Annotated in this window: 1 tRNA gene; it reads right to left on the minus strand. The window is 47.0% G+C overall.

Annotated elements, in window-relative coordinates:
• Nucleotides 1–76: transfer RNA gene (locus SAZ04_RS21790), tRNA-Lys, on the minus strand.
• Nucleotides 77–298: the final 222 nt, after the last annotated feature.

The following is a 298-nucleotide window of genomic DNA, read 5'->3' on the forward strand; positions in this document are numbered from 1 at the left end:
TGGTGAGCCATGAAGGATTCGAACCTTCGACCCTCTGATTAAAAGTCAGATGCTCTACCAACTGAGCTAATGGCTCTCGCTGTGAATTCTATGAAGTCAAATCATGATGCTTTCGGACGATGAATTCCTTCGCTGTCTCCCCTGTTCCTCCCTCTACTAGCTAAGCTTCGAAGCTTGCTGTGTCGGAACAACTCGTAGTATTTCAAGGGGATTTGCTCGTCACTGAGCTAATGGCTCTTAAAATAATGGTGGCTCAGGACGGAATCGAACCGCCGACACATGGATTTTCAGTCCATTG

The organism is Halalkalibacter lacteus (genome assembly GCF_036663595.1).
Lineage (GTDB): Bacteria > Bacillota > Bacilli > Bacillales > Bacillaceae_D > Halalkalibacter > Halalkalibacter lacteus.